The organism is Thalassoglobus sp. (genome assembly GCF_048270125.1).
Taxonomy (GTDB): domain Bacteria; phylum Planctomycetota; class Planctomycetia; order Planctomycetales; family Planctomycetaceae; genus Thalassoglobus.
In genome coordinates this window covers 64,657-84,291 of record NZ_JBLWTN010000026.1, presented here as the reverse complement: position 1 = coordinate 84,291, position 19,635 = coordinate 64,657, and the positions used below count along the sequence as shown (strand labels likewise).

Genomic DNA, 19,635 nt, shown 5'->3' with positions numbered 1-19,635 from the left:
CTGGCAACTCGGCTGCATGTTCACTATCCTCAAAGCGTTTTAGGACCGGTTCTAGAGAAATGCGTTCTTCACGGGCAAACGCTAGAGCAAACTGCTCTAGAGTTTCTCCCAGTTTGCCTCCGCTCAACAGGCTGCACACGCAGTAAACCAGAGAGCAGTCAGTCAGGTTGCGTCGTCAAATTCGCACCTACCGCACCAGATCATTTCTCGCACAGAGTTGCAGCAGGCACAGTACATTCAGCTGTTCGAAAATCTTGGCGATTGAAAGTCACCCAGCTTCTCAAAAGCGAGCACTTATTCCACCGCATTCACACTCTTTCTGCACATCGCGTCTTCGGCTGAGATGAGTTTCAAAGAACGCATCTACAAGGGGAAGCTCATCCTTGAGACTACCTCAAACCATGTTTCAGATTCATCTTGAGTTGATTCTGTGAACCGCGCTATACTCCGGCAGAATTGGCTGATGCGCCCAAGAACCCCAATGGATGGGGCTCTTGAAAGAACTTCGGTATCACTTCAACTCACCCACAGTGAACCGCAGTCATTGACCCAGGAGGGAACTAATATGAAGTTGCTTACAGCAAAGAGCTTGCTATGCGTGGCGGTTTTGCTAACGACCGTTTCGAACTCAATGGGGGAAACCCCCGTCGCTCAAAGCCCGGTTGATCCGACTCTGAATTCTTATGGACGCGTATCCGGCGTGAAGGGAAAGCTGACTCTGATTGGCTCAAACTCAATGTCGAACGTCGCTGCCATTTGGGGCGAGAGCTTTCGACGAATGTACCCAGATGTTGAAATTGACATCCAGGTGAAGAGTTCAGAAAACGCAGTCGGTTCAGTAATCGACGGTTCAGCCAACTTCGGCCTGCTGAGCCGGACCATTGAAGAAGATGAGGTGAAAGCTTTTCACGCAAAGTTTGGTTACGTCCCTACCATCCTGACTCCAGTTCTTGAACCACAGGGAATTTTTGTCCACAAAGACAATCCTGTGAAAAGCCTGAGTCTTTCACAGCTCGACGCAATTTTTTCAACATCGCTCAAACGAGGTGAAACGAAAACCGCTCGAACCTGGGGCGATGTGGGTGTTGAAGGCGAATGGGCCAAAGTCGCAATCTTGCCTCAAGGCCGATCTGCGACAACTGGTTCACAGGTCTTTTTCCAGTCCGCCATTCTTGGAGGAGGGGACTTCCGGCCTGACATGACCTCAAACGAATCGAATCCGGAGCTGATCGAAGCCATTGCGAAAGATGCCAGAAGCATCGGATTCGCGGGCTCAACATTCGACAACCCAGATGTCAAACTTGTTCCGATCTCGTGGAGAACCGGCGAAGCACCAGTTGATGTCTACAATACTGCCTACCCGCTTGTTCGTCGCCTACAACTCGTCGTCAACCACAACCCTAAGACACCACTGAATCCATTGCAGATGGAATTCATTAAGTACGTCTTCAGCAAAAGTGGTCAGCAAGACGTTGTCGTTTCAGGATTTCTTCCGATCCCAGCTGGAGCTGCAAACATTTCATTGCAAGCTGTTGGCGAAAAACAACTCAACTAAAAAAGCCTTGAAGCTTTTCGCTGAAAAGTGAGACGCTGTGAAACCTTAATCAATTCAGAAGGCTTTCTTGAGAGCCAACCTCAAACAACCAGCCTGTGTGGAGCAATATAATGAAACGGATTTCATTCACGGCTGTCGTGACCAGTTGCCTGATGCTAACTTTGGTCACAGCAGCAAACGCGGTCGACAAAACTCGAACGGGAACAACCCCAACCCCAACAACGCCGTTCAATCAGTTTGACCCTGCAAACCTGCCTGGGCAAGGTGGGATCAACACGTTGGGTTCCCAGAACGATCCATTCCTGCCTCAGGATATCTACAACCCTTTTGGCCCAGCCGTTGTCACGCCTAAGGTCAACGGGATCACTGTCCCAAACCCGAAACCTGGGGTCTACCAAAACGAAATCAACAACCAGTCACGTGTGCGAATTCAGACCCCGGGAACAAACTATGTTCCACCGACACAAAACCCCGCGGAAAACCGCTGGCGTTTAGGTGTCCTGTCGCGAGACACTGACATCGGTGTTCAAATTCATGAAGTTTTGGCGAACTCCGCTGCAGCCCGCGCAGGACTGGAGCCCAAAGATGTCGTCGTTGCGGTCCATGGATACCAGGTCGGGATCGTGAATGGCAATTTGTACGAGATGTCTCGTGAATTCGAGCGACACGCCGATTCCAACGGCATGGTCGTAATGCTCGTTCAAGACCATCGTTCACACTCACTGATGAACATTACTGTTCAGCTCGATTCGTCGTTCTCGAAAGTCGAGGGATCGATTGCTCTTCAATCAAACCAAAAGTTCCCACAGAACGGACTGGTTGTTGTGGAACTTCAGGAAATCGTCCGACAAGGAGCCGCTCCACTGACGATTGCTCGGAAAGAACTCAACAATTACAACGCCAACCTCCGCAGCATCCCTTTCGTGCTGGAATACGACCCTTCCCAGATTTCCCATCGTGGGGAATACGTGTTGTCCGCACAGGTCTTCGACAAAGGGCGTTCCGCTTTCAAAACCCTTCAAACTTACACAGTTAACAACCAAGGCTACGGAGATGGTCGCCCGGTCGCGATGAGACTCGAGACGGTCCGTCCAGAGTACGACACTCCGACACAAATCGATCAGGACGCTCAAATTGCGACCATTGTCAAATGGTTCAACGAGTACCTGGGACGCCCACCTTCAGATCGAGAGCTGACAGTCTGGCTGGATGCCTTGCAGCGGGGATACACCCTGAAGCAGGTTCAACTGGAACTTTTAGGGCACAATCAGTTTTTCAACCGCTGTGGTCGTGACAAAGTGACATACATCACTCAAATCCACAGATACCTCGTCGGTCGTGACCCAAGTCCTGCCGAACAGGATTACTGGCTCGGTCGATACGACGCCCAAGGCGGAATTCGTCGCGAACTAGCTCGCGAGTTCCAAGATGCTGTCGGAATTCGCTAATCCAGCGAGTTTTTTGATGAAATCGATCAAAGCGGAAGAAGGGGTCCCTTCTTCCGCTTTTCCTTTTGAATACAGCATTTGTGGTGATCTCAAGCCCAACGATTGTTGACTTTTGAGGGCTGGAGACATATCTTGCCTTACTGAAGTTACGAATTACGTCGGAATTAATCGTTCCTAGCCGGGAGACCCCGGTGAAGAAGAGAGGCTGCCCATGTAGGCATTGGCGTTCAAAACGACCGGTGCTCGGCATCTGTAAGTGATTGCGATCGTTGCAATGACTTATTGAGGGCATAGCGTCTCTGGTGGATCACGGCGAGTGGGACATTTGTCCAGAGTGGACGAACGCCCACTCTTTTTTTTCATCCTGATGGCAGCAACCGAGCATGAATGGCACTGAGGTCCTACGTATAGTCGACGCCATCCATCGTGATAAGAGCATCGAGAAAGAAATTGTTTTCACCGGCATTGAGGCCGCGATTTTGTCGGCTGCGCGAAAGCACTACGGCGAAGAATGCGAAATCGCTGTCCACATCGACCGCAAAACTGGTGAAGTCTCCGCTGAAATAGATCAAACGCCACTCGATTCTGACGAGCTTGGCCAGCTTCTGGGACGCATCGCAGCTCAAACTGCGAAGCAGGTGATGATCCAGAAAATTCGCGAAGCGGAACGCGATTCCGTTTACGACGAGTATCTGGAATTGCGATCTCACCTCGTCAACGGAGTTGTCACTCGAAGCGACCACGGTGTCACTTCAGTCAACCTCGGTAAAATCGAAGCGATTCTCCCCAAAAGCGAACAGATCCCCGGTGAGTCACACCGCGTGGGAGACCGGGTTCGAGCTGTCGTTCTCGATGTCCGCAAAGCGGGAAGTCGCGTCAAAGTCGTGATGTCCCGAACCCATCCAGATCTGGTCCGCCGACTGTTTGAAGTTGAAATCCCAGAAGTTTCCGACCGGGTCATCGAAGTTCGCTCACTTGCTCGTGAAGCTGGTTATCGATCAAAAGTTGCAGTCTCCTGTTACGACACAAATATTGATGCCGTCGGAGCTTGTGTTGGTGTACGTGGTTCGCGTATCAAAACGATCGTCGATGAACTCGACGGCGAACGCATTGATATCGTCCGCTGGAACGATTCACTGCAAGTCCTCATCCCCAATGCCATGCAACCGGCAGAAGTTGAGGATGTGATCTTGTGCCCAATGCTCGGCCGGGTGATCGTGCTCGTCCGCGACGACCAACTCTCACTGGCCATTGGCAAAAAAGGTCAGAATGTTCGACTCGCTTCGAAGCTAGTCGGCTGGGACATTGAAGTCATGACCCAAGACGAGTTGGACGAACAACTCGAACGGTCCGTCGCAGCTTTCGGTCAAATCCAGGGGATTACTGATGACCTCGCTGAGTCGTTAGTGTCACAAGGATTCTTCAGCTTTGACGACCTGTCCGTCATTGAACCAGACCACCTGCAAGAACTGAGTGGCTACACTGCTGAAGAGTGTGACAGAATCGTCGAGCAGGCAGAGACGGAAGCCGAGCGTGAAGAACATGAGACAGAGCGCCGAAAGATGCTCGAACGTGAAGCACGCCGTGTCGAAAAAGAAGCTGCCGCACTGGACGCAATGACGGGAACGTCCCTCCCAGAGGAGACAGCTCAGGCTGCTCCGCAGGCAGAAAACGAATCAAAACCTGAAGTAGCAGATACAGAAGTCAAAGAAGAAGCACAGCCAGAAGCTGAAGCAGAAGTTGCAACTGGAGAGGTTGCGGCCTCAGTCAATTCGACTGAAGAGAAGGCAGCCATACAGGCCTCTGCCGATCACGTCGCAGCAAACGGTGCATCCCAAAGTGATGCACCCAAAGATGATGTCGTTGCAGACTCCGGGGCAGAAGACCAGCAAGACGAATTACAACCGGAGAGTGAGTCATAAATCAGCACACTGCATTCAATGAACTCCCGGCAAGAACGGTAGTCTCGAATTCAGTGATTGACTGATCAGCCCTAACAATTCATCAGTCCTGACAATACTATTGAAATCGTAGTGATAAACACGATTTACGATCCATTGTTCAGGTTTTGTTAGAGCAAAATCACAAAGCTAGCAAATTATAGAGCACAGTTGGCCAATTCAGGCCGAGTTTTAAATTTCACGGGGGGTGTCGATTGAAGATCCGTATCTTCGCACTGGCGAAGGAGCTGGGGCTCGACAGCAAAGAACTGATTCAGCATTGCAATGACGCCGGTTTGTCGGTCAAGAATTCTGCATTGGCGAGTATTTCGCCTGCTGAACGCGATCTCGTATTGGACCATCTGAAAAGACTGAAGTCCGGGACGGTCGCTCCGACAACTCATCAGGAAGTTGATATTTCCGTACCTGTTCGTGAAGACGCATCTGGCGTCACTCGTCAAATTCGAGATTTGGCGGGAGGCGGCCCTTTAGCATCTAAAGTTGAACAGCGACGCGCACCACGCAAAGAAAAAGCTGTGGACGCGAAAGATGAACCTCTTGTCACCGAAACCCAGGATGCAACTCCGCTCCAGGAATCCGCTCCAGAAGAAGTTGTCGAAACTTCGAGTGAGCAACAAGAAGAGAGCGTCGAGACCACATCACCAGCAGTTGAAGAGGTTCCATCCGGAATGCCCCAAGTTGTAGAGGCTCCTTCAGAAATTGAAGTTGAGCCAGCGATCGCTGAGCATATCGAGCCGGCGACTCCCACCGAGCCGCCTGTTGCTCCGACAGCGAAATCAGACGAACCTGATTCTGAATCCGAACCGACTGAGAAACAAATCGAGCCAGGTACACCGGCAATGAGCCGGTCTGACTACATCGATCCCACAGGCGGGTCTTCGACCGGTTCCGGAATGCGCGAAATGCGTCCCCAGGGATCGATGCGACATCGCCAACCGCGAAAAGACAAGAAAAAAGGTCCAGCTCTTCCGGCCCTTGCCTCCACTCCGAACTACAAGCCGCCAACACCCAAGAAAAAAGAAGAAGGCCCTGTCTTAAAACCAGACGTGGCCCTGACTGGCGATGTTCTCAAAAAGAACAAGCTTGCGGACATTCTCAAAAAGAACCGGGACGATACTCGCAAAAAGTCTGAGGAAGAATCAGGAGACGCCCGCCGAGGCAAATCTGGTTCAAGAGGCCTCAGCCTTGAGGAAGCTCGAAAAAGCCGTCGTTCGAAACGGAAACGTCGAGGCGGTGACGAAGACGATCACGTCATCGTTAAGACCAATAAACGAAATCGCCGAAACAATCCCATTGAGCGAAAGACCGAAGCGGTTGTCATGTCGCCAATGACAGTCCGAACTTTGTCAGAAGCGATGGGGCGGCCAGCCCGTGATTTGATCACGGTCATGTTCAAACATGGCGAAATGGTAACGATCAACGATCCACTCGAAGATGACATGGCTTTAGAAATTGCCATGGAACTCGGTGTTGATCTGGAAATCGAGCACGAAGCAGATTTCGAAGATACTCTGCTGGACCGGCTCGATCGTCGGGACGAAGATTTCAACGTCGAATTGGTTCCGCGCCCACCGATCATCACTGTCCTGGGACACGTCGACCACGGAAAAACAACACTCGTCGACCGAATCCGGACTACGAACGTGGTGGACTCCGAGGCAGGTGGAATCACGCAGCACATTGCTGCGTATCAAGTTTCGCACAACGGCAACAAATTAACATTCGTTGATACTCCAGGTCACGCAGCCTTTGGTGAAATGCGTGCTCGTGGAGCAAACGTCACGGACATGATTGTCCTTGTTGTTGCAGCGAACGATGGTGTCATGCCACAAACTGTGGAATGTATCAGCCATGCCAAAGCAGCTGGTGTTCCGATCATTGTCGCACTCAACAAGTGTGACCTTCCGGACATCAACGAACAGAAAGTGCTCACAGACCTCTCCCAGCACGGCATTCTCCCATCGGAATGGGGAGGCGATGTTGAAGTGGTCCGCGTCTCCGCCCTGAATGGAACCGGAGTGGACGATCTCCTTGAGACTCTCTTACTGACTGCTGAACTGCAGGAATACAAAACAGCTGAAGACATTCCCGCCGAGGGAGCGTGTCTCGAATCGTTCATGGACGAAGGTCGAGGCCCAATTGCGTGGTCGATCGTTCGTCGAGGAATCCTCAAGATTGGCGATATTGTCAGTTGCGGACAGGCATACGGTCGTGTTCGTGCAATGTACGACGACAAAGATCGGGAACTCACAGTTGCCGGCCCGTCGACTCCTGTTCGAATCGCAGGCCTAAGCACTGTTCCTAACGCTGGCTCACGCTTTTTCGTCATGGACGATATCGATGAAGCCCGCGAGATTGCTGAAACACGTGAAGATCGCGGACGAGCAGCCGTTTTGGCAAATCGTGGTGGACCAATGTCTCTGGAGACATTCTTCGCTCACCGCGATGGATCGATCCAGGATCTCCCTCTCATTCTGAAGGCAGATACACCAGGTTCGATCGAAGCCATTCGCCATGAATTGGAAAAATTCGAACACGATGAAGTCAAGCTGAAGATCCTTCATGAAGGTGTCGGTGGCGTCAACGAAAGTGATGTCTACCTTGCAGCCTCATCAGGGGCGATCGTCATCGCGTTTCATGTGATTGCGGAAGACCGTGCAGAGGCACTTGCTTCGCAAGAAGGCGTACAAATTCGTCGTTACAAAATCATCTACAATGTGACAGATGATATTCGACAGGCGATGGAAGGGATGCTTAAACCAGAGCGGGTCGAAGTGCAAACCGGCCGAGCCCTGGTCCTGCGAACCTTCTCGATCAGCCGAACTGGAACAGTTGCAGGTTGCCGTGTCTTGAACGGAACTATCGACAGGAATAACCGCGTCCACGTCATTCGAGATCAGACGATCTTGAACAACTATGGAATTGCATCCTTGAAACGAGAAAAGGATGACGCCAAAGAAGTTCGAGAAGGTTTCGAGTGTGGAATTCGCCTGGATGGTTTCAACGACGTCAAGGAAGGTGATTTGCTCGAGGCCTATCGTATTGAAGAGAGAAAACGAAGCTTGGATGAGTAAGAATGCTCGCGTGGAGATTCGTCTGACTCTGGCTTGCGACTAAGGTCGAGCGTGTCAAACTCAGACAATTTCCACAACGGCCCGTATCACTCATCTCAACTCTCTCATTTTTCCTTCAACTCCTGAATGATACGTATGAAAACTCGTAGAACTGCAAAGGTTGCTGAGGCGATTCGACAGGTTGTCAGTTCTGCAATCGTGATTGAACTGCGAGACCCTCGCGTCAAAAATGTAACCGTTCTACACGTTGAAGTCCCTTCAGATCTCCGAACAGCCAAGATTTACGTCAGCATCCTCGGTGATGAAAAAGCGGAACGACTTTCGCTTCAGGGACTCAATGCTGCTCGTGGATGGCTGCAGTCAAAAATCGCAGACCAACTTCAATTACGACTGACTCCCATCCTCAGCTTCATCTCCGACCAGGGAATCAAGAAGAGCATCGAAGTCTCAAAGAAGTTAAGAGAGATCTACGACGAAGATCTGGACGCCGACAACGAAGATCTCGTTCCCAAAGAGGATGACGAGGAGAGTTCCCAAAATGAGCTTGAACAAGAGTCAACTGATTGATCATCTTGGCGACTCATTTCAACTAACCTCCTGTTGCCCCTGAATTAGTGTAAGCCCCGAAGTGATTCACAGACCTGCGGAGAGATTCACCCTACGTTGCAGAATATCATTTTTTGCTGAACCAACTGTACCTATCCGAAAGCCAATGAAACGCGCGATCCTCACCATCCCTGAGAGGTCACACATAAGCTAACGGATCAGTTCCTGAAATTTCGACCCAAGAATCGGGAGGCATCCATGCCTGCCAGCAATTCGCTGAAAGCTGCTGAGAAACAAAAAATCTGCAAAAAACTGGTTACGGAGTTGAAGAAGCATTACAAAGGCTCTCCTCCAAAACAGGAACGGTCCGTCTTTGAAACACTGCTTTTTTCAGCGTGCCTTGAAGATTCAAGCTACGAACAAGCGGAAGCAGCCCATGCCAGACTGCTGGATGGATTTTTCGATCTCAACGAAATCCGAGTCAGCTCAGTTCTCGAAATCGAAGAAGTCCTCGGGGACATCAACGACGCAAACTGGAAGGCACTTCGAATCCGCGAGGTTCTACAGTACGTCTTCGAAACATATTATGCCTTCGATATTGAAGTGCTGAAACGCAAAACACAAGAGGCTGCGAACAAAGAGCTCATGTCGATCTCGCATCTCTCCACGTTCATGCGCGACTACACTGTTCAGAACGCTCTGGGTGCTCATGTTTTGCCGATCGACGAGACCATGTCCCATGTTCTGAAATGGCTTGCTCTTGCCGACCCGGTCGACACTGAGGAACAGGCTGCCGACGCTATCAAAGCAGGCCTGAAAAAAACTGAAGGTCAGCTATTCTGCTACCTGTTGAAGTGTGCCGCAACCGATCCCAAGCTCCAACCGGGTTTCGAGTTGTATAAAGAAATTGATGAAGAAATTTCACCGCTCGACGCCGGAAAAAGGCTCGCCGAACTCATCAAAAACCCGGTGAAGAGGAAGCCTCCGAAGAAACCGACGACCAAAGTCAGCAAGAAAAAGCCCGCCAAGAAATCATCATCACGTTCGGCTGCCGCTGAAAAGAAAACGGCGACTAAATCGTCAGCCAAAAAAGTGGTAAAAAAGAAGAAACCAGCCAAGAAGAAAACCACTTCAAAGAAAAAGAAGTGATCACTGAAGCACTTTCAGATTGGTGATCAGGTTCTGTCTTGAGGCGCGCTGAGTTTAAAGCCACAATCGCTCCCCAACACGGAAACTTTTGAAACCACAACAGCGAAATATGCCGATTCAGTTTGCAAGTCCGACCACAATTTGCCGAAGTCAGAACCGAGAGTAAGAAAGTCACAATTGTAGGGTTGCAAGCCTTCCCTCATTCTCCTAAATTTTCGCACACCTTCCCCGATAGCTCAATTGGTAGAGCGCCGGACTGTTAATCCGTAGGTTCGAGGTTCGAGTCCTCGTCGGGGAGCTTTTTGTTCGCTCATACAAACCAGAGCGGACTCTGTTAACAAATCGGGATTGTCGCCAGATTCGGCGTCAGTCCCGTTTTTTGTTGGCGGATCGGGCATTTCGGGTCCATCGACGTCGTCCAGCCATTCAAATCCGCGATCTGGACACACTTCCGGGAACAATTTCAGGATGTAGGTCCCTTTGCGGCCATTCTTTGTTTCCGGGTGAAGCTCCAGCACTTCGACGTAGTGTCTCAGGATCTGGGTTTGTTCCTCAGGAGTGGCTGCGTCCAACAGGTCGCCAACATCTTCCCATGATTCTAGGAACGCTTTTGCGTCGGCACTGATTCGTTCGGCGGGGGCCTGTTCGCTTTGAATTTGCTTCAGCTTCTTCGTCAGCTCTTTCTCGTCGCGTTCCAGCTGGCGAAGCTCGTGCTCCACACTTTGTAAGCCCTTCACACCAATACTCTTGAGAACCTCCACCAGTCGTCCAATATCCGCCTTTACCTTCAGTTGCTGGCGGCGGACGACTTCTTCCGCCTCTTTCAATCGCTCCGATTCCCCTGAAAGACACTCGACAGCCCTATCAACGATTTTCTCTCTGGCCTCGACGTGCTGACCAATTTCACGGATGCGACCGATGACCGCCGCTTCTAACGCTTCAGCAGGAATCCTTGGGGCTGAGCACGAGTAGGGGCCAGCTTCGTGACTTTGGCGGGTGCATTGGTAATAGAAATACGTCCGGTTTCGCCCTCGTGCAGAAAATCCGACCATGTGAGCACCACAGGAGCAACGCAGTAGACCAGAAAGCAGATACTGTCGACCGTTTGCCTTCAAGTTGTTCGTGTATCGCCGGCATGTTGTTGCCAGTTTTGTCTGAACACGTTCGAATTGCTCCTTCGTGATGATGGGGGAGTGGCAGTCTTCGACAACAACATCCCCCCACGACAATCGACCAATGTAGACAGCATTTCGAAGAATGCCGATGACTTTTCTCTTTGCAAAGAGGTTCCCGCCACGAACTTTGTCGCTTCGTGTCTTGTACGTGGGATATCGAATCCCAGCGTCACTCAGCTTTCGCGTCACGGCGGAGGCTGATCCAAGTTCTTCGAATCCGTCGAAGATCATTCGAACGATTGCTGCTCCCTCTTCGTCAATCTGTAATTGGCCATCGTCGCACTGATAACCAAGAACATGCCCGCCGTTCCACAAGCCACGTTCTGCACGATCCCGCATGATCGAAACGGTTCGCTCAGCGGTCATTTTGCGTTCCAGCTGAGCAAAGACCATGATGAGCTGAATCATGGCTTCACCCGTTGGCATCGATGTGTCGAATTTCTCGCGTAGCGAAATCACGTCGACATCATGATCTTCGAACAGCTCCCAAAGGTCGACAAAGTCCTTGAGACTGCGTGTGATGCGATCGAGTTTAAAGCAGATAACGACATCGACCTTGCCATTCGCGATGTCGCGTTTTAGTCGCCGAAGCTGTGGGCGGTTTTGATCTTTCGCTGAACGACCGGCGTCAACGTAGAATTCAACGGAATCGATTTCCCAGTTCTCGCGACGAATCCGGAAGTCAACTTCCTGCTGAATTTCGTTCTGCTGAGCAACCAGGCTGTCACCTTCCGTCGCCTGCCGCTGAGACGAAACTCGAACATAGCCCGCAATACGGATGGGTTGCTTCGTTTTGGATTTTGTCTTGGTTCTGGCCATTCGGTTTCTCCCTCAGAGCTTGGCGATCTCAATTGTACCAGTCTAGGTGTCCGAGACCGAACGACTGGCCGCAAGTCGCGCAAGAATCGCTGCGATAACATTTACCCGTTGCTTAGCTCGATTACACGGGTCGATGTCTGCCAGGGGATGGTTGACATTGGTCGCCAACTCCGAATCGTACTGAAGAAATACCTTCGCTGAGGACTTCTTCCGGTCAATGTTCTGTTCATGGCGCGAGGGTTCACCATGGTGATTTTTCGATTTAATCATGTGCCAGGACTCGTTGCGAACTAGATCGCTACTTGTTGGACACGTTGATTTTCGCAATCAAACACGTCGAAACACGACGCATGCGAGAGCCGTCTGGCTCGATCGCTCCCAGCGAAAATTGAACAGCGGAATTTAAAAAGTTACAGACTTCGTCGCGAGAAATGGACGGTCATCCGATGACGATCGTTTCACGCGAGACAATCAGAAGACTGTACGAATCGAAGTCGAGCGGGCTTACTTTGGGTTACTCATCGTGGAAGCGTTCCCAGCCGAGGCATCCTGCGGTCGGTTGTCAGGCTGTCGCTCGCTCAGCTGATTTCCAGTGAGCACGGCGAGCTTCTTGAGGGACACCCAACTAAGAAACTGCTCACGAAACATTCCGTTGGCAAAGGAGACAGTCGCCCCTTCGCCCTTCTTTCCGCTGAATGAGCAGGTTCCAGTTCCGACGTTGTGAATTGCAATCACGGTTTTCATACGTTCTCCAATTGAGTAGCAAGGCATTTATTACAGGCGAAATAGGTCTTGTCTTCCAGCTCGAACTGCTGCGTGGCTGGTGTTCCACAAAGACAGTTCGGAGTTCTGATAACAGCGATGTTGATCTGCTGCTTGATCTCTCTGATCTGCTGCTCGTAGTGCTGCTTCTGTTTCTCCAACAGTTCGAGAGAGACAACCAGACCGATCACACCAGCCACTAATCCTAGAAACAACAAAAACGGAATCATTCTCACCTCCTTAGGGCATCATTGAGCTTATGCTCTAGTTCTTTGTGACTCCATTCAGGTTCACAGCGAGAGTTCCACTCTTGCATGACATGGATCATCTGTTCGATGGTTAGGTGGCCAATGCGATCTGCAACAACACATGCGGCGCGGTAGCAGATCCGGTGTCCACCTTGACCAGCAATCGCTGGGGGGAGTTTTGCTAAATATTTTCTCGTTCGATCGATCAACGCATCATCCGGGAGTTCAGGGGCCTTGTAGCGTTGAACAGGTTGGGGTTGGGGTAGCACGTCGAGCAACGTCCCTCTGGCACCTTTCATAATCCATCGATAGCCAGCCGATGGTGGAGCGACTACCACACCGCCTTCGGAACGTACGTCCATCCTGATCCCATTAACATTGACATGATTTCGGACGTCTGCGAATCGAAAATAGTAGTGCTTGCCGCCTGAGGGCGTTTGTGCAATCTGGCTTGTCCATGCGTGCTCCGCGATAAATGTTTCGGCAGCAACACTGTCCGCATCAAGCACTGTCAGATCGCTAAGGTGCCCGCACACAAGCATGAGGGTGTAATCATTCCTGAGAAACCAATCCCGAAGCTCAGTATCGGTGGCATAGCGAGAGCGATAGGGGATTGGGGACAATGCTGGAATTTTGCCATTGCCTGCCGTAACTGAAATCCCGGACTTCAGAAACTGCTTCGCCGCTGCATATGATGTTTTGCTCATTTCTTTGAAACTTTGGCGTGATCGAAACAGGAGTCAAAAGTATTGAACGCTGCCACTACAGCGTTCTGTTGTTATCGCTCTCCGAGAATGCCGGTGTTGAAGACCAACGAGCAGTCTTGACAGGCCATTCTTACATCCTTGAGGTCGGCAAATCGGAAGCTCCCGAGGGACTTCCAATTCCACTTGCTCCGAAAAGCAAGGTCTACATACAGCACGTATTTTTTGCCTTCCAGCTTCCAGTACAGCGAAGCTTTCACATTCGATCGAATGCGTTCGACAAAGTATCGTGGTTTGCGTTTAAGTAACTTCATGTTGAGAGAGGGGAATGGATAGGATGCCCAGATGGGCGTTCTAACCGTAGTGGCGGTTAGCCACATCTAGCCGAAGAAGCCACGCCGTTGTGGCTGTGGTGTTGCCTCTTTCACCATCTCGATAATCAAGGCGTCACGAGTGCAAGTCATCTTCATCTCGACGTGTGCCGCTTGATTCAGAGCCATCTGCAAAATGCCCTGAGGATCAACGTCAATCGAGTCTAAGACACCCTGTACCATCAGCTCTGCTTTCTGTTGCTCCATTGCGGGGAGCAACTCAAGTTTTCGTAACCGTTCGTCGTACATCACTTACTCCAACCAACCGTAGATAGCGAGATCGGAACCCACCACGATGATGGGGTCTCCTAAAAATACGGGCAGAGATCGAACCGACTCGGCGAACCTCTCCACCCCACGACGCACTCCTTGCGCTGCTTCGCCAACACGTTGTTTCGCGTTATCCAAAGCCACTTTGAAAGCCGTGTCCTCCTTCCACCGCTCGACAACATCTTCCTTGAGTCCTACGACGGTTCCTTCCAACACCCGACACGACCTCATCAGTGCAGGCACTGAACAGATAGCGTCATGGATTTCTTGCGCACGTCTCGGCATACAGCCTGTGTAAGGCAAGTGCTTGAAACGTGTCCTTGTCAGCGTGTGTTCGTGACGTTCGAGCCGCCAGTCATGTTGCATGAGTCCACGCTTTCGATGTTTCTCGAACCAGTGAGCGACAATCTGACCGTTCACATAGTCGAGTCGTCCGACACGTTCCCCGAAGAGTTGGCTAACCAATTCCTCAGAGAACTGCTCGGCATTCCGATAGACTGGCTTCTGAATCGGTAGATCAGTCACCGTCTTAATGACCCCGAAGGTCTGCTCTGCTCGTTCCTCCGCCTTCCTGTGCAGGTGGGCACTTCGGATCGAAGTGATACGAGGGTCGATAAAGTGCGCCAGCATCGTTTGAGCTGGCGACAATTCTTGGAGCATAAGTCACCTCTTTCGTCTGATAGGAAACCGCACGAGTTACTGACCAGACTTAATCATCTGGCAAACCCCATCGACGGACGTGCGATTGCCGTCAGTGGAGTACACTTCGCTCGACCCGGCGAGCTTGACGAGAGTGTTCTTTCCCTGCACCCAACCAAACCGTGTCGCGGATTGAAAAACCCATACGACAAGGACATCTTTCTTGTGGTAGCGACTTGCTTGCTTCGTGACCTGGCGTCGAGACTCTGTTCCCGTGTCGTACTCGATCATCAATTCCTTGTATTGGGCGTCTGGCTTCAATTCTGAGTCTGTTAGAATCGATCGCCTCCAGTCAAAGATCGGAATGTTCCAGTCGAGCAATTCCTGAGTGAGCATTGCTTCATGCTCCGGGTAACGTGGTCGGTAGTTGCAAAAGACTTTTGCCGGACGGCCATTCTCCTTCTGCCACATTCCTACGCATCGTGGTCTCCATCCCGTTTTTCGCTTTGCTTCTCTCGCGAACCACCGAATAGCTCCTTCATACGATCGGAAACAGAGCGACCCTGCTTGCGTGATCGTGGCTGCGTGGACGTCGAGGAGTTGTCGGACGAATTTCTTTCTGGCTCGTCCCAATTCAAACGGGGTAATACTGTCGGCTGGCGTTCGGACACATGTATCTCTGGAATTTGAAGAAATCTGACTTGAGATCCACTCCTCGAAAAAGCTTGACCTCGCTGTAAATTGAGCAGCCATTGCATCATCCTCTTTTGCTGTTCTTCCAAGCTGAAATAGATATTCCGGGTTTCAATGAATTGCTGATCGCCGATCGCCACGAACCGCTCCTGAATCTCTTTGATTGCTCGTGGGTTCAGCATCGGCAAAAGATCCGCTGCTGCTGTTCTCGCCGTAATCTCTCCACCCTGAGCGTGCCATACGTGCTGAGTGTTTTGGAGGACTGCTTCCGTTAATCGTTCGTCCCCCCAGCTCGCCTCCTGACACACGATGACAAATCGTAAATTTCTCTTTCTCATCGTGAGGAGCGCATTCACAACCTGCGGAGTGATTAGCCCTGCTGCCTCTGATTCTTCGAGAACAACAGTTAGAGGGCTTCCGCCTTGTTTCATGTATCGAATGATCGTTTTCAGCCTCAGCTTGAGAATGAACCTCACCTCAGCCTCGGTGATCACGTCGCCCCCATCGACGAAGTAACTCTGTCCTGAACGGAGAACATCAAGGAAGGAGTCGTCATTGCTGATTCTGCTCGCGATTGCTGGTTTCGTGAGTATTCTTGTGAGTCGCTCGGTGGGTGCTGTGATTCGTTCCCAAGCCACACCACCCGGTTGGCTCGCCCACCATTCACGGACGTCTCTGTCTGCTCGTTCCAATGCCTCAAGAAACTCGTCACCTCTTCGGAAAATCCGTTGACACGTCCGCATGTCTCCCTGGCAGAGTTGAAAGAAGTAGTCTGTTACTGTTTCAAGTTGTGGATGCAGGTCAATTGTCGAACCACGTCGATCAAGGAGCGCTTCGAGTAAGTCCTCTCGATCAAGTGAATTCTGAAAGTCGATTTTTAGCGGTAGACCTCGCTGCGAATCGAGATCCTCGTAGACGCCTCCTTTCAGGCAGAAGCCACGCCACGCCGTACTACGTTTCTGAATGTCCAAAACGACGACTTGCTCATCTTCGATGTTCGCTAGAACCGTATTCGACTTGCTCGAACCCGTTTTGCCGCAGATCAACACACTGTTGTTCATTGCATCCTCGAACTAAAATTGACAGTGCCGAAAGCAGCACGCATGCCCAAAACACGTGTGCAACGCAGCGGCAGATTGTGTCCCATACATTCATGACTCTCTCCCAGAACGACACCTGACGTGCTGGCCGAAGCGTTGGCGGCTCCTCGTACCTCCGATTGAATTCATCAAAGTCCATCGCGGATACTTCGCACTCTTGGGAAGTAGGCGAGTACCAGGCTGACCAACCATTGGTCAGTGACCTTGCCTCGTCGTTCACTTCCTATAGAACTCGGAGTAGCATGTTTGTCCGGACTTTTTCGATTTTTTTCTGAGGAGCCTCAGGAGCGACGCGATGACTGACGACGAATCCGAGAAACACGAGGACGAGCAGGCGGACGCTTACTCTTTTCTAAATCTCCCGCCTAAAGGCTCTCGAGAAATGAATGAGATGGCCGCGAGGCTTGGAGAGGCGTTCATGACTTTCGCTCGGTTATTGCTAAACGTCAAATACCGGCAAGCACGCGTCTTCACCGACACGTCTGATCTCGTCTACTCTTGCCTTCAGGATGCATTAGAGGATATTCGCAACGAAAAGATCTCCGTGAACGACGAGCAGCATCTCAGAGCTTTATTGAAACGCAGGTTTCAATGGCATTTGCTTACAAAGTTAAAGAACGAAAGAAGAGATAGACATAGGTGCGTTTCCCTTGAGTCTTTGGAACATGTCGAGCCAATAAACCGTAGCAGCCTCGAAGGGGATATTGAATTTGCTGAAACACTCGCCGTTGCAATGGAGGCAATGCAAAACGAAAATCCGAAAATGCATGAAGTCATAACCTGCGTTCAACAGGGAATGAAAGTACGAGCGATAGCAGAGAAGACCGGTATCCCTCCGTCGACCGTGGGTGAATTGCGATTGAAAGGGCTCGCAAAACTTAGACTGTTCTTTGAATCAACTTGACAAATACGTATAACTGTGGAATTGTCGCACCATGCAACAACCTAATAGTCCCTCTGAGGACTTTCCACAATCATTAACTGAGGAGCTGATTCAACAGCTGGTAGCTGATAACGCAACTGCGGTTATCGACAACCCACGGGGCGAAGTCGGACTCGAACTGATTCTTCGCAGAGCTGCAGCCGAAGCAGAGAAGCAGCGAGGAGATGTGATCCACTCAATTCGATCCGCACTTCAAGCTGCACTCAATGATCCAAGTCAATGGTCTGAAATTGAGAAACTAGACGACATTGAGCCACCGGCTGAACTTGTCGAACGATATTTCGGAACGAGGTCAACCAAAGAACGGCATCAGTTACTATTACAGTTGAGTTTCTCCGGGTGTGCCAGATGGGCAATTCGCCTGATGGAAATCAACTTGGAACGTCATTCAGACACAGAGCCGGAAAATGCGGTCAGACTTCAGAGCCTCATTGATGAGTGGCGAAGTCAGCTAAGGTCTGAATGATTTTCTTTCATCGAACAGGGCGTTGAGTGATCAAAATGCAAGATTTGACGGACTCGCAGAAAGCAAACAATGCGGACTATGATGCCAAGCTTCCGCAGTTTTCCGATGAAGCATTTAGCAAATTCTGTAGCACCCCGTCCGGAGAAGAGCGGCATGCTTTTTTAAGCGAGCTGGACAGAAGCTCGCCTGCGGAGGCAAGGCTGTTTCGTCAACTCGACGAGAGCGGTTTTCTGGAGTCACTTGTAGAGTTCGACAATACCATTGAGGAAAGCCGCCAGTGGCCAAGCTATGCCGGGCACTTTTTGGTCGAAGCGATTGCTGAAGGCGGATCTTCAAAGGTATACAAGGCAAAGCACGAACAGACTGGTGTATTCTATGCACTGAAAGTGCCTCACGGAAAGGATAATAAGGACTCGCTCAAACGACTCCGGCGCGAGTTTGAGATCCTGGGTATCGTCAAGTCTGCGCATATTCCGCGGGCGGTAGACTACTCTGCAGCAGGGGATGAGCCATACTTGTCGCTCCAATTGATCGAATCCGTGAACGACAGATCGAATCGCCTCGATCGTATTTTAGAGCGTGCTGAATCATCTGTGGAAACGAAGATACGATGGTTTCAGCAGCTGCTTTCTGCAATTGATACCATGCATGCTCACGGTATTGTCCACAAGGATCTCAAGTTGGAGAATGTGCTCATTGATCCTGATGGCAAAGTGCAGTTGGTAGACTTCGGCATTGCAGGGCCAGCCTGGGAGTCCAACTCGCGAAGGCTAGAGTCTGATAAGCAGCTGGGGACATGGCCCTACGTGGCCCCCGAGATCCGAGATGGATTTGAACCATCCACTGCTGCCGATATCTACTCCGCTGGATTTGTGCTTTACGAGATGCTTGCTGAAAAGCGAGTGCAGTCGATAAACGTTGAACTTGCAACGATCGACGACAGCATGAAAGCATTCGATGTGGTTATTCAAAGGGCGTGCAGATCAAACCCAGCCGATCGGTATCAATCAGCAAATGAATTCTTGTTTGCAATTGATGTTGCGTTTCACGACTACAGGAACCACGAGAAGTGGAAGGCGCTCAAACGAGCGGCAACCATCAATCGAATTATTGTGGTAGGGTGTTTGATTGTTTCGTTTATCGCTCTATTTGCTGCGGGCGCGGCCTACGTCAAGCAACTAGAGCTGATTAGACGAGAAGCAGTTGGCCTGACAACTGAGCAACTGGAAACTTTTCCGAAGATTGCAAGTGCTGCCAAAGAAGTAGAAGACGGACTTGGCACTATAGAAAAGAACTCTCGAGATGTCGATACGCAGCTTGACAGTCTGCAAATGAAACTTCAGGCAACGACGAGCGATGTAGGACAGCTTGAAGAATTGCTCCACAACATTGAAGGCGAAGTTGGACCTGTCCGTGAAGTTCTTGCTCGTGTCAAACAACAGCTCGCTGACTCAAAAAACGCGTTTGCTCTTGTATTGAAGCACCTGGATGACCAAGGGCGCGTCTTCGAAAGTGCAGACGATTTGAGGGCTCGTTTCGACCAGATCGAGGAAGAGAATCGACGATTACAGAATGACCTTGCCGAGTTGACAGAAGCAATTAAAGCATTGCAAGTTCAAGAGAAGTAGCGAATGGACGCTATGATAATGTGTAAAGGGAAAAATGTGGTTCTTGTTATCGTGCAGATAGCATGATTAATGCATCTGGACGCG

18 protein-coding genes, 1 tRNA gene and 1 pseudogene are annotated in these 19,635 nt (G+C 50.7%); 10 read left to right on the top strand and 10 right to left on the bottom strand.

All coding sequences use genetic code 11. The features are described from left to right. Positions 1–565: 565 nt before the first annotated feature. The 7 genes from ACN0YR_RS20690 to ACN0YR_RS20660 all read left to right on the top strand — a co-directional run bounded on the left by ACN0YR_RS20690 (position 566) and on the right by ACN0YR_RS20660 (position 10,031). On the top strand, positions 566–1,555 hold the full coding sequence (locus ACN0YR_RS20690; protein WP_417851120.1) for a PstS family phosphate ABC transporter substrate-binding protein: 990 nt from the start codon (positions 566–568) through the stop codon (positions 1,553–1,555). Positions 1,556–1,665: 110 nt separating this feature from the next. Further along, positions 1,666–3,003 carry a YbaY family lipoprotein gene (locus ACN0YR_RS20685; protein ID WP_417851119.1) on the top strand — a complete coding sequence of 446 codons (1,338 nt, stop codon included), beginning with the start codon at positions 1,666–1,668 and terminating at the stop codon, positions 3,001–3,003. Positions 3,004–3,386: 383 nt separating this feature from the next. Continuing rightward, complete coding sequence (nusA, locus tag ACN0YR_RS20680; protein WP_417851118.1) at positions 3,387–4,925, top strand: transcription termination factor NusA; 1,539 nt, start codon at positions 3,387–3,389, stop codon at positions 4,923–4,925. Positions 4,926–5,158: 233 nt separating this feature from the next. Then, the gene (infB, locus tag ACN0YR_RS20675) at positions 5,159–8,038 is read left to right on the top strand and encodes a translation initiation factor IF-2 (RefSeq protein WP_417851117.1); all 2,880 of its coding nucleotides are present in this window, start codon (positions 5,159–5,161) and stop codon (positions 8,036–8,038) included. Positions 8,039–8,173: 135 nt separating this feature from the next. After that, positions 8,174–8,605, top strand: a complete 432-nt coding sequence (gene rbfA, locus ACN0YR_RS20670; protein ID WP_417851116.1) for a 30S ribosome-binding factor RbfA — start codon at positions 8,174–8,176, stop codon at positions 8,603–8,605. Between the two features lie 237 nt (positions 8,606–8,842). After that, the gene (locus ACN0YR_RS20665; protein ID WP_417851115.1) at positions 8,843–9,733 is read left to right on the top strand and encodes a hypothetical protein; all 891 of its coding nucleotides are present in this window, start codon (positions 8,843–8,845) and stop codon (positions 9,731–9,733) included. Positions 9,734–9,958: 225 nt separating this feature from the next. Further along, positions 9,959–10,031 (top strand) — tRNA-Asn (locus ACN0YR_RS20660). A 619-nt stretch (positions 10,032–10,650) separates the two neighbouring features. Here ACN0YR_RS20660 and ACN0YR_RS20655 read toward each other — a convergent pair. From ACN0YR_RS20655 to ACN0YR_RS20610, 10 genes and pseudogenes are all read right to left on the bottom strand, one after another. After that, positions 10,651–11,727, bottom strand: a pseudogene (locus tag ACN0YR_RS20655) (recombinase family protein); the annotation flags it as partial. Positions 11,728–11,769: 42 nt separating this feature from the next. Further along, positions 11,770–11,997, bottom strand: coding sequence for a hypothetical protein (locus ACN0YR_RS20650; RefSeq protein ID WP_417851114.1), 228 nt, complete (start codon positions 11,995–11,997; stop codon positions 11,770–11,772). Positions 11,998–12,231: 234 nt separating this feature from the next. Further along, on the bottom strand, positions 12,232–12,471 hold the full coding sequence (locus tag ACN0YR_RS20645; protein WP_417851113.1) for a hypothetical protein: 240 nt from the start codon (positions 12,469–12,471) through the stop codon (positions 12,232–12,234). Next, positions 12,468–12,719 (bottom strand): hypothetical protein, encoded by a 252-nt coding sequence (locus tag ACN0YR_RS20640; protein ID WP_417851112.1) that lies wholly within the window; start codon positions 12,717–12,719, stop codon positions 12,468–12,470. The genes ACN0YR_RS20645 and ACN0YR_RS20640 overlap by 4 nt, the downstream gene beginning before the upstream one ends. A gap of 2 nt (positions 12,720–12,721) precedes the next feature. After that, positions 12,722–13,444, bottom strand: coding sequence for a bifunctional DNA primase/polymerase (locus ACN0YR_RS20635; protein ID WP_417851111.1), 723 nt, complete (start codon positions 13,442–13,444; stop codon positions 12,722–12,724). Between the two features lie 71 nt (positions 13,445–13,515). Then, positions 13,516–13,755: a hypothetical protein gene (locus ACN0YR_RS20630; RefSeq protein WP_417851110.1), complete on the bottom strand. Its 240-nt coding sequence runs from the start codon at positions 13,753–13,755 to the stop codon at positions 13,516–13,518. A 66-nt stretch (positions 13,756–13,821) separates the two neighbouring features. Beyond that, the gene (locus ACN0YR_RS20625) at positions 13,822–14,061 is read right to left on the bottom strand and encodes a hypothetical protein (RefSeq protein WP_417851109.1); all 240 of its coding nucleotides are present in this window, start codon (positions 14,059–14,061) and stop codon (positions 13,822–13,824) included. A 3-nt stretch (positions 14,062–14,064) separates the two neighbouring features. Then, positions 14,065–14,742 (bottom strand): hypothetical protein, encoded by a 678-nt coding sequence (locus tag ACN0YR_RS20620; RefSeq protein WP_417851108.1) that lies wholly within the window; start codon positions 14,740–14,742, stop codon positions 14,065–14,067. 36 nt (positions 14,743–14,778) lie between these two features. Then, on the bottom strand, positions 14,779–15,192 hold the full coding sequence (locus ACN0YR_RS20615; RefSeq protein WP_417851107.1) for a hypothetical protein: 414 nt from the start codon (positions 15,190–15,192) through the stop codon (positions 14,779–14,781). Positions 15,193–15,194: 2 nt separating this feature from the next. Beyond that, positions 15,195–16,475, bottom strand: a complete 1,281-nt coding sequence (locus tag ACN0YR_RS20610; protein WP_417851106.1) for a hypothetical protein — start codon at positions 16,473–16,475, stop codon at positions 15,195–15,197. A 334-nt stretch (positions 16,476–16,809) separates the two neighbouring features. Here ACN0YR_RS20610 and ACN0YR_RS20605 point away from each other — a divergent pair, with 334 nt between their 5' ends. From ACN0YR_RS20605 to ACN0YR_RS20595, 3 genes are read left to right on the top strand one after another with little or no spacing between them, the layout of a single operon-like run. After that, on the top strand, positions 16,810–17,418 hold the full coding sequence (locus ACN0YR_RS20605; RefSeq protein WP_417851105.1) for an RNA polymerase sigma factor: 609 nt from the start codon (positions 16,810–16,812) through the stop codon (positions 17,416–17,418). Between the two features lie 31 nt (positions 17,419–17,449). Beyond that, positions 17,450–17,923, top strand: coding sequence for a hypothetical protein (locus tag ACN0YR_RS20600; RefSeq protein ID WP_417851104.1), 474 nt, complete (start codon positions 17,450–17,452; stop codon positions 17,921–17,923). Between the two features lie 35 nt (positions 17,924–17,958). Further along, complete coding sequence (locus tag ACN0YR_RS20595) at positions 17,959–19,551, top strand: protein kinase domain-containing protein (RefSeq protein ID WP_417851103.1); 1,593 nt, start codon at positions 17,959–17,961, stop codon at positions 19,549–19,551. Positions 19,552–19,635: the final 84 nt, after the last annotated feature.